Annotated in this window: 8 protein-coding genes; 4 read left to right on the top strand and 4 right to left on the bottom strand. The window is 64.0% G+C overall.

The annotated features are described in order from the left end of the window. Positions 1 to 63 precede the first annotated feature (63 nt). Positions 64 to 1,419: a M20/M25/M40 family metallo-hydrolase gene (locus tag ACFO0A_RS14260; protein ID WP_379539716.1), complete on the bottom strand. Its 1,356-nt coding sequence runs from the start codon at positions 1,417 to 1,419 to the stop codon at positions 64 to 66. Positions 1,420 to 1,559: 140 nt separating this feature from the next. Here ACFO0A_RS14260 and ettA point away from each other — a divergent pair, with 140 nt between their 5' ends. Beyond that, positions 1,560 to 3,239: an energy-dependent translational throttle protein EttA gene (gene ettA / locus ACFO0A_RS14265; protein ID WP_379539717.1), complete on the top strand. Its 1,680-nt coding sequence runs from the start codon at positions 1,560 to 1,562 to the stop codon at positions 3,237 to 3,239. 148 nt (positions 3,240 to 3,387) lie between these two features. Further along, positions 3,388 to 4,371 (top strand): RcnB family protein, encoded by a 984-nt coding sequence (locus ACFO0A_RS14270; RefSeq protein ID WP_379539718.1) that lies wholly within the window; start codon positions 3,388 to 3,390, stop codon positions 4,369 to 4,371. A gap of 99 nt (positions 4,372 to 4,470) precedes the next feature. On the opposite strand, the gene ACFO0A_RS14275 is transcribed toward ACFO0A_RS14270, so the two are convergent. Beyond that, positions 4,471 to 5,028, bottom strand: coding sequence for a cytochrome b (locus ACFO0A_RS14275; protein ID WP_379539719.1), 558 nt, complete (start codon positions 5,026 to 5,028; stop codon positions 4,471 to 4,473). Positions 5,029 to 5,130: 102 nt separating this feature from the next. On the opposite strand from ACFO0A_RS14275, the gene ACFO0A_RS14280 reads away from it, so the two are divergent. Continuing rightward, the gene (locus ACFO0A_RS14280) at positions 5,131 to 5,811 is read left to right on the top strand and encodes a prolyl hydroxylase family protein (RefSeq protein WP_379539721.1); all 681 of its coding nucleotides are present in this window, start codon (positions 5,131 to 5,133) and stop codon (positions 5,809 to 5,811) included. After that, on the top strand, positions 5,802 to 7,661 hold the full coding sequence (locus ACFO0A_RS14285; protein ID WP_379539722.1) for a DUF885 domain-containing protein: 1,860 nt from the start codon (positions 5,802 to 5,804) through the stop codon (positions 7,659 to 7,661). Before ACFO0A_RS14280 ends, ACFO0A_RS14285 begins: the two co-directional genes overlap by 10 nt. Here the strand turns inward: ACFO0A_RS14285 and ACFO0A_RS14290 are convergent. Both ACFO0A_RS14290 and ACFO0A_RS14295 read right to left on the bottom strand, forming a co-directional pair. Further along, positions 7,647 to 8,249: a DUF1003 domain-containing protein gene (locus ACFO0A_RS14290; protein ID WP_379539723.1), complete on the bottom strand. Its 603-nt coding sequence runs from the start codon at positions 8,247 to 8,249 to the stop codon at positions 7,647 to 7,649. The genes ACFO0A_RS14285 and ACFO0A_RS14290 overlap by 15 nt on opposite strands. A gap of 2 nt (positions 8,250 to 8,251) precedes the next feature. Continuing rightward, positions 8,252 to 9,847 carry a lysine--tRNA ligase gene (locus tag ACFO0A_RS14295; RefSeq protein WP_379539725.1) on the bottom strand — a complete coding sequence of 532 codons (1,596 nt, stop codon included), beginning with the start codon at positions 9,845 to 9,847 and terminating at the stop codon, positions 8,252 to 8,254. Positions 9,848 to 9,961 lie beyond the last annotated feature (114 nt).

Genomic DNA, 9,961 nt, shown 5'->3' on the forward strand with positions numbered 1-9,961 from the left:
GCGGGGGTCGAGCGCCTGCCCTATAGCCCGCCCGTCCCTCGCGCCAGCGGATCGTTGCGGCTGCTACATTCCGGCGATCGATCCCGGTTCGTTGGCGACGATTCGCAGGACAGTCGTCCACACCGCGACATTCTGCGCCAATCCATCCCGGTCCACCTTGTCCAGGGTGTCGTCGGGCGAATGGTGGATGTCGAAGTATCGTGTCATGTCCTGGTTCAATCCGATCACCCCGCTCCGCGCAGCCTTTGCGATCGGTTCGACATCGGTCCCGCCGTTCGCCTTGCTCGTTCCGCGCACGATTCCGAACGGCGCGAGCGCCTCGACAATGCGGTCCGCGAGCGGGCCGTTCGCCTCCGTCAGATCGAACGACACGCGCCAGACCTTGTCCGCGCCGGTATCGCTTTCCATCACCAGGGCGTGCGGCTGGCCCTTGTGCGCTGCCGCGTAGGCGTCGCCGCCGACGCCGCCCGGCTCTTCGGATCCGGCCCAAAGGACGCGGATCGTGCGCAGCGGCGCGCCGCCATTCTGCGCAGCGAGCGCCGCGGCGGCGACGATCGCGCAGCCCGCACCGTCGTCGATCGCTCCCGTGGCAAGGTCCCAGCTATCGAGATGGCAGGCGACCAGGATCGGCGCGAGCGTGGGATCGCGTCCCGGCAGATCGGCCACGACATTGCCCGAGCTCAGCTTGCCCACCGGATGGCCGGTCAGCTTCAGCGCCAGATGCATCGGCAATGCCTTGGCTGCGATCTTCGCAATCAGGTCGGCGTCCGGGTTCGAGACTGCCCCGGCGGGGACGGCCTTGCCGGGGGCCGTGAAATTGGTCGCGCCGGTGTGCGGGTTGCGATGGTTGTCCGTGCCCGCGGAACGGATCACGGTCGCGATCGCGCCCTTTTCAGCGGCGACGGCGGGGCCCGAACGTCGAGCATCGCCGAAGGGACCGTAGCCACTGCCATCCTGGCTGGCGCGCATCGCATGATCGATGAACGCGATTTTCCCGCGAACGGCCGAGGCAGGCGCCGCGCGAAGCGCCGCGAGCGTGGGGAAATAGACGAGTTCGCCGGAGATGCCCTTCGCCCCGGTCGAAGCGCTGGTGCCAAGCGCGGTGATGGCAAGCGTCTGGGGATATGGCGCCGTCAGGCGGGCGGTCTCCTCGCCCCGAACCCAGCCGTCGAGCGTGAACGGTTCGATCCGCACATTCGTGAAGCCGAGCCGGGTCAGGCGCTCCACGGCCCAGTCGCGCGCGGCGGCCTCGCGGGGGGAGCCGGCAAGACGCGGTCCGATCTCGGTGGTGAGATCGGAAACGATGTCCCAGGCAACCTGCGAAGGGTCCGCTGGGGGCTGCGGGGGTTCTTGCTGGGCCGAAGCGGAAGTTGTGACGAGAGAAACGGAAAGGGCGAGCGCGACAGTCTTTTTTATCATCAGCCGCGCCACTATATCGTGCAAAGGCGCCTGCCAATCCCGCAGATTGGCCAGTCTGCTTGCCGCTGTCGCGGTGCAAGGCTAGAGCGCGGCGACTTTTTTCCTGAACTCACTCCCGCTTCTTCGAGGACGCTAGCCCAATGGCCGCCCAGTACGCATACGTCATGAAAGGCATGACAAAGACCTTCCCCGGCGCCCCGAAGCCGGTTCTGAAGGACATCAACCTCCAATTCTACCAGGGTGCCAAGATCGGCATCGTCGGGCCCAACGGCGCCGGCAAGTCGACCCTGATGAAGATCATGGCCGGGATCGACACCGACTATACTGGTGAGGCCTGGCCGGGCGAGAACATCACCGTCGGCTATCTCGCGCAGGAGCCCCAGCTCGACGAGAGCAAGACCGTGCTCGAGAACGTCAAGGACGGTGCCCGCGGGACCGCCGACCTCGTCGACCGCTTCAACGAGATCTCGACGATCATGGGCGATCCGCCGGAAGATGCGGACTTCGACGCGCTGATGGACGAGATGGGCACGCTCCAGGAAAAGATCGATGCCGTCGACGGCTGGACGCTGGACAACCAGCTCGAGATCGCGATGGAGGCACTGCGTTGCCCACCGGGTGACTGGGAGGTGCGCAATCTTTCGGGGGGCGAGAAGCGCCGCATCGCACTGACCCGCCTGCTGATCCAGAAGCCGTCGATCCTGCTGCTCGACGAACCGACTAACCACCTCGATGCCGAAAGTGTCGAATGGCTTGAGAACCATCTCAAGGAATACGCCGGCGCGGTGCTGATGATCACCCACGACCGCTACTTCCTCGACAACGTCGTTGGCTGGATCCTCGAGCTCGATCGCGGAAAGTACTTCCCCTACGAGGGCAATTACTCGACTTATCTGGAGAAGAAGGCCAAGCGTCTCGAGCAGGAGGACCGCGAGGAATCCGGACGCCAGAAGGCGATCAAGGACGAACTCGAGTGGATCCGTCAGGGCCCCAAGGCCCGTCAGACCAAGTCCAAAGCGCGTATCGCCAAGTTCGACCAGCTCGTCGAAGCGCAGGCCAACCGCGCGCCCGGCAAGGCCCAGATCGTCATCCAAGTGCCAGAGAGACTCGGCGGCAAGGTCATCGAGGTCAAGGACATCTCGAAAGCTTATGGCGACAAGCTGTTGTTCGAGAATCTTTCGTTCATGCTCCCCCCGGGCGGGATCGTCGGCGTTATCGGGCCGAACGGCGCGGGCAAGTCGACGCTGTTCAAGCTCATCACCGGGAAGGAAAAGCCCGACAGCGGAACGATCGAGATCGGCTCGACCGTCCACCTCGGCTTCGTCGACCAGAGCCGCGATGATCTTAATCCCGCCAACAACGTGTGGCAGGAGATCTCGGGCGGTCACGACTACATGACGGTCAACAAGCACGAGATGAGCACACGCGCCTATGTCGGCGCGTTCAACTTCAAGGGCCAGGATCAGCAGAAAAACGTCGGCAAGCTGTCAGGCGGCGAACGCAACCGCGTTCATATGGCCAAGATGCTCAAGGAAGGGGGCAACGTCCTCCTTCTCGACGAGCCGACCAATGACCTCGACGTCGAAACGCTCGGAGCGCTCGAAGAAGCGATCGAGAACTTCGCCGGTTGTGCCGTGGTGATCAGCCACGATCGCTTCTTCCTGGATCGCCTGGCCACTCATATCCTCGCTTTTGAGGGCGATAGCCATGTCGAATGGTTCGAAGGCAACTTCGCGGCCTACGAAGAGGACAAGCACCGCCGCCTGGGCGATGCCGCCGATCGCCCCACTCGGCTGGCCTACAAGAAACTGACGCGTTGATTCAGGGCCGGGGGGCAGGCCCTTGCCCTGCGGCCAAGCTGAACGGTAAGCAGTTGTACCGGTTCACATTCGCGACAGTCCGAATCGGTTAATTCCATCTCAAGGGTTGCCGCTCCCTTTGCGGCACATGGATGGAAGGCTGCCTCCAATGGCACGATTCACGCTTCTGCAAACGGCGGCACTTGCCGCAATGGTGGCGACCGCCACATCGATCGCTCCGGCCCAGGCGCAGGACGCCGACGGCCAGGGCAACCAGGCACGGATGGAACGCCGGGCCGATGCCCGCGCCGAACGCCAGGAAGCCCGCCAGCAACAGCGGGCTGAATCTGGCGGCGGCTGGCAGGGCCGTCAGCGGCAAGAGGCGCCGGCGGTTGCTGCACCTCAGCAGCGCGCAGCACAGGGCGGATGGGGTTCCCAGCGTCCGAGCGAAGGCACGCGCTATGGCCGCGACTGGTCGAACGGCGGAGCGGTCAACCGCCCTGCCCCGGCTGTTCGCGCGGCCGATCCGGCAGTTCCGCAGCGCCGCTACGACCGCAATCGTCGCGGCGCCTATGGCCAGATCGAGGGCAGCGGCCAGGTTGAGCGGAACCGCACCTACGATCGCCAGCGCAGCGGCGCGTACGGCCAGATCGAAGGCCGCACGCAGGTCGAACGCAATCGCACTTACAGCGATCCCAATCGCGACCGCAGCTATGGCGGCCGCGACGGCTATCGCGATCGTGACGGGAGCCAGTACCGCAACGACCAGTACCGCAGCGGATCGCAATATCGTGACGGTGATCGATATCGCGACGGCACCCGCTATTCGCGCGACGGGCATCGTCAGTGGAATTCCGACTGGCGACGCGATTCCCGCTACAACTGGTCGAGCTATCGCAACAGCAACCGCAACGTCTATCGCCTAGGGCGCTATTACTCGCCCTATCGGAACTACAGCTATAGCCGGGTGAACATCGGGTTCTTCCTCGACAACCTGTTCTACAGCAATCGTTACTGGATCAACGATCCCTGGCAGTACCGTCTGCCCGAGGTCTACGGCCCCTATCGCTGGGTCCGGTATTACGACGACGTTCTGCTGGTCGACATCTACTCGGGCGAAGTGGTGGACGTGATCCGCGACTTCTTCTGGTAAGGCCGTCCGTCAGGTAGCCCATGCCGGTCGGACCGGCCAGGACCCCGCCAGCAATGGCGGGGTCCTTCCGATTCTGGGGACCGCTTTGTCAAACGATGCTCAGTTGGGGCCGGGCGTGGCCGCGGCTCTTCCAGGGATCATCCGGACGAAACCGTCGGTGAACATGTGCTTGGCGGCGCCGGCGACATGGAGGGCGAGCAACCCAAGCGTGCCTAGCCCAAGGACTTCGTGAATTCCCGCTACCTGTTCCGCGACATCGCGATCCGGCGCGAACGGGAAGCCCGGGAAATTGAACAGGCCATACATATCGATCGGCTTGCCTCCGCTGGCCTTCGACACGAACAGCCATCCAGTGAGCGGAATAGCGACTATAAGGAAGTAGAACGCGGTGTGGGTGATCCGCGCCAGGGTGATCTCCCAGGGCTTCATCGTGGCTGGAAACGGCGGCGCGGGGTGCGTGACGCGCCAGAAGATCCGCACGACCGCCAGCAGCAGCACGGTGATGCCGTTCGCCTTGTGAATGCCCATCCAATACATCGCTTCAGGCTTGGGTAGCCCTTCGACGCTAAGGGCGATCACCACATTGGCGATGATCAGGATTGCCATCAGCCAGTGAAGGATGATCGCACCGAGCGAATAGCGTGGGCTTGGGTTCATGCCCGCTTGATTGCTCGCTTTGCGCGGCGGCGCAAGCGCGAACGATTCGCATGCGCCGCACCTCTTGCACCGGCGGCGGCGCTTTGCCATCAGGCGCCAGCCATGCCGTCCCGCGCCCCCTTGCCTACCCAGCATCCAGACATCGCCGCCTTGGCCCGGCTGGGGGGAAGCGTGCGCCAGCGGCTCGATGCGGACCCCAGCGCATTCAAGGTGCCGACGGACCAGATCGAACTATACGGCGTCGCGAATTTCCTGAGCGAAGCCGAATGCGATCGCCTGATCGCTATCATCGATGCCGTGGCGCAGCCATCCGAACTGTTCACGACCCCATATTCCAAGGGCCACCGGACGTCCTATTCAGGCAACGTCGACAGCAGCGACCCGTTCGTCCGGATGATCGAGCGGCGGATCGACGATCTCCTCGGTATCCCGCACGAATTCGGGGAAACGGTCCAGGGCCAGCGCTATCAGGTAGGCCAGGAATTTCGCGCGCATAACGACTACTTCCACACCGGTGAAGCGTACTGGCCCGAACAGAGCCGCCGCGGCGGACAGCGCAGTTGGACCGCGATGGCCTACCTCAATGCAGTGGAAGAAGGCGGCTCGACCCTGTTCAACAAAATCGGGCTCGATATTCCGCCGCAGCCCGGAACGCTGATCGTGTGGAACAACATGCTCCCCAACGGGGCGCCGAACCCAGACACGATCCATGCCGGCACGCCGGTGGTGCGAGGCACGAAATACATCGTCACGAAGTGGTACAGGACACGCAAATGGGGCTGAAAACGTTGCGCCTTCGACATGTGGCGCACGTCGTCATCCTTCTTTCAGGGTCCATGCTTGCCGGTTGCGCAGCGCCGGCAGGGATTGCCGGGGGAACGACTGCCGCTGCGGCTCCCCTTGCGCCGCAGACGCACGCCATCGCCTCCCAGCGCCTGGCCGCGCTGTTCGAAGCCGACGCGATGGCCGAGCGCAAACTGTCTCCGCTCGAGTTGGTTGCGCGCGGTGAGGCCTCGCCGCCGCAGGACTTCGCGCTGATCTACACCGACGAGATGCTGGCGCGGCAACGCAAGTCGCTGGGCGAAAGCCTGGCCGCCCTCGCCCGGGTCGATCGCAGCGCTCTCTTGCCCGACGAGCAGATATCGTATGACGTGTTCGCGGCCAACAAGCGCGAGGACGCGGTCTTTCTGTCGCCGAAGTTCGTTGCGCTGACCTCGGTGGTTCCGATGAACCACTTCTATGGCCTGCACACGAGCTACCCCACGTTCGTTTCGGGCAAGGGCGGCGCCTCGTTCAAGACCGTCGCTCAATACGATGAAAACCTGGCGCGCACCGCGCTGCTGCCGCAGATCTTCGACCAGGCGATTGCCCGTTACCGCCAGGGCGAGGCGAGCGGGGTCGTCACCTCGAAGTTGACGGTTCGCAACATGATCGGCCAGATCGACGCTCTGCTGGCCCAGCCACCCGAGCAGTCGCCATTCTGGGGGCCGGTCACGGCGCTTCCGGCAAGCTTCAGCAAAGCGGAGAAAGCGCGGATCACGCGCGAATACCGCGCCACGATCTCGGACAAGGTGATGCCCGCCTATGCCCGCCTGCGCGCCTTCCTGAACGACGAATACCTGCCGGTCGCGCGCGAGGGTGTTGGCCTCTCCGCGATGAAGGGCGGAGACGTGCTTTATCGCGAACTCGTCCGCTCGACGACCACCCTCGATCTGGATCCTGCGGCGATCCACGAACTGGGGCTGAAGGAAGTCGCGCGCATCCGCGGCGAAATGGAAGGGGTGAAGCGCGAGATCGGCTTCACCGGCCCGCTGCATGACTTCTTCGACTACATCCGCACCAATCCGCGCTTCCACCCCCGCACCCGCGAGGAGCTGAGCAACGGCTTCGCGCAGATCGGCAAGACGGTGGATGCGCAAATCCCGCGGTACTTCTCGACCGTCCCGAAGACCCCGCTGTCGATCACCCCCTACCCGGCCTACAGCGAGAAGTATGAGGCGGGCGGCAGCTACGACAGCGGAACCGCGGACGGCAGCCGGCCCGGGACGTTCTATTTCAATACCTACGACCTGCCGAGCCGCTTCCTGACCGGAATGACGACGCTGTATCTGCATGAGGGCATCCCGGGCCATCACTTCCAGATTAGTCTCGCGCAGGAAAACGAGAAGCTGCCCGACTTCCAGCGCTTCGGGGGCAACACCGCCTTCGTCGAAGGCTGGGCGCTCTATGCCGAAACGCTGGGCTACCCGATGGGCCTCTACAAGGATCCGCTCCAGCACTGGGGCACGCTGGATGACGAGATGCTGCGCGCCATGCGCCTCGTCGTCGACACCGGCCTTCATACCAAGGGTTGGACCCGCGACCAGGCGATTGCCTACATGCTCGACAATTCAGGCATGGGTCGGACCGACGCCACCGCCGAGGTCGAGCGCTACATCGCGATCCCCGGCCAGGCGCTTGCCTACAAGATCGGAGCGCTGACCATCCAGCGCCTGCGGGCGAAGGCGGAAAACGCGCTTGGCCCGCGATTCGACATCCGCAAGTTCCACGAGCAGGTCCTGGTCAGCGGGGCGCTGCCCCTTCCCGTCCTGGAAGCCAAGATCGACCGGTGGATCGCGTCAGGCGGCACCTGAGGCTGGCTCCTTCGCCGGCGGCGGCGTCGCCTCGATAGCCTGCTCGACAGCCGCCTCGGTCGTCAACGCGGCTTCCTCGATGCTGCCGTGCATCTGGCCGAGCTTGTTGAAGACGCGGTCGATCTTGCGGTGAAGCCGCAGGATTTCGACGGTGGTCCGCAAGTTCACCTCGTAGTCGTGCCGGTTCGAAATCCGGTCCTTCTTTGCCGAACGGTTCTGGCTCATCATGATGATCGGCGCCTGCAGCGCGGCGATGGTCGAGAGCATCAGGTTGAGGAAGATGAACGGATATTCGTCCCAGACGACGCCGAAACGCTTTGCCAATGGGCCGTTGATCAGCATCCAGGCAGCCAGGATCAGCGAGAAGACAATGATGAAGCCCCAGCTTCCGCCTACCCTTGCCACACCGTCGGCCAGCCGGTCGCCGAACTTGGCCTTCACTACATCAAATTCGTCGGGGTCCAATTCGATGTCGCTGCACTGGACCCGCTCGAGCGCGCGCTGTTCCTCGGGATCAAGCTCGTCGTAAGGCCGGCCCAGCAGTTCCTCGGCAAGGGCCTGAGGGCTGGTGTCGAGCTTCATCTTCATCGTCAGTCGGCCTTTGCGAGCGCCTCCGCGATCAGCCGGCGGGTGCCATCGATGCCATACAGCGCAATGAAGCTTCCCATTCGCGGCCCTTGTGATGAGCCGAGAAGGACTTCGTACAGCGCCTTGAACCAGTCACGCAGGTTTTCGATCCCGAACGCAGGATCCTTACCGATCTCGTAGACGATTGTCTGGATATCTTCGGCAGTTGCATCCGCTGGAAGCGTTGCAAGCCGTTCGTCGAGCGCTCGCAATGCCGCGGTCTCTCCCGCAGACGGCGCGCGTCGCTCGAGCGTGGTGGCAACGACCTCGCGGTTGTAGGTCAGCGCTCGTCCGACGAGCGCATCGAGTGCGGGATGCGCGGCAGGATCGGCATTCGCGACATAGTTGGAAAGATACGACCAGACCTGCTCGGCGGTCGCGGCCGGGCCGAGCACGCCGACGAGGTTGAGGAGAAGGCCGTACGTCACCGGCAGCGGCTCTCCCGCGCCCTGTCCACCCGTAAGATGCCACACCGGGTTGCCGAGCTGCTGCTCAAGCGACTGGTTCGGCAGGTTGGCGGCGAATTGCCAGTATTCGTCGACGCTGCGCGGGATGACGCCCGGATGGAGGCTCTTGGCGCTCTTGGGCTCGCGATAGAGGTAGAAGCCGAGACTGTCCTCGCTGCCGTAGGCAAGCCATTGCTCGATCGTCAGCCCGTTGCCCCGGGACTTGGATATCTTCTCGCCCTTCTCGTCGAGGAACAGCTCGTAGATCAGGCCCTCGGGCTTGCGCCCGCCAAGGACCTTGGCGATCCTTCCCGACTGGACCCCGCTATCGGTCAGGTCCTTGCCGTACATCTCGTAATCGACCCCCAGCGCAACCCAGCGCATGGCCCAGTCGACCTTCCACTGCAGCTTGGCCTGCCCCCCAAAGATGCAATGCTCGACCCGCTCGCCAAAGTCGGTGAAAGCGACGATCCCTGCCTCGGCGTCGATAACTTCGATCGGCACCTGCAACACCTGGCCGGTCGTTGGCGAGATCGGCAGAACGGGTGAATACGTCGCGGCGCGTTCGGCGCGCAGGGTCGGCAACATGATTGCCATGATCGCTTCGTACTGACGAAGGACATCGCGCAGCGCGTCGTCGAAGCCGCCCGAATTGTACATCTCGCTCGACGAGACGAATTCGTAATCGAAATGGAAGCGGTCGAGGAAATCGCGCAGCATCGCGTTGTTGTGATGCGCGAAGCTTTCGAAGCGCCCGAAGGGATCGGGAATTCGGCTGAGCGGATGACCGATGTGCGCGGCGAGCAGGCCCGGGTTGGGCACGTTGTCGGGCACCTTGCGAAGCCCGTCCATGTCGTCGCTGAACGCGACCAGCCGCGTCGGCGCGCCGCCGGTCAAGGTTTCGTACGCGCGGCGCACCAGCGTCGTGCGCAGCACTTCCTGGAACGTGCCGATATGCGGCAGACCCGAGGGGCCATAACCGGTCTCGAACAGCACCGGTCCGTCCTTGCCGTCAGGATAGCGCTTCAGAAGCTTGCGCGCCTCCTCGAACGGCCAGGCCTTCGATACCTGTGCAGCGGAGGTGAGATTGTCGGCGATGTGGGCGTGCGTCATGCCCCGCGCCTTTCACTGGATCGCATCCCTTTCGCAAGCGAAAGGTGGCATTTCCGGCGCCCCGAACCTTGCCCGTTCGACCAGACGGATGCTGCCAGTAGCTGAGGTGAGCGG

The sequence above is a fragment of the Novosphingobium tardum genome, from assembly GCF_042652045.1.
Classification (GTDB): Bacteria; Pseudomonadota; Alphaproteobacteria; order Sphingomonadales; family Sphingomonadaceae; genus Novosphingobium; species Novosphingobium tardum.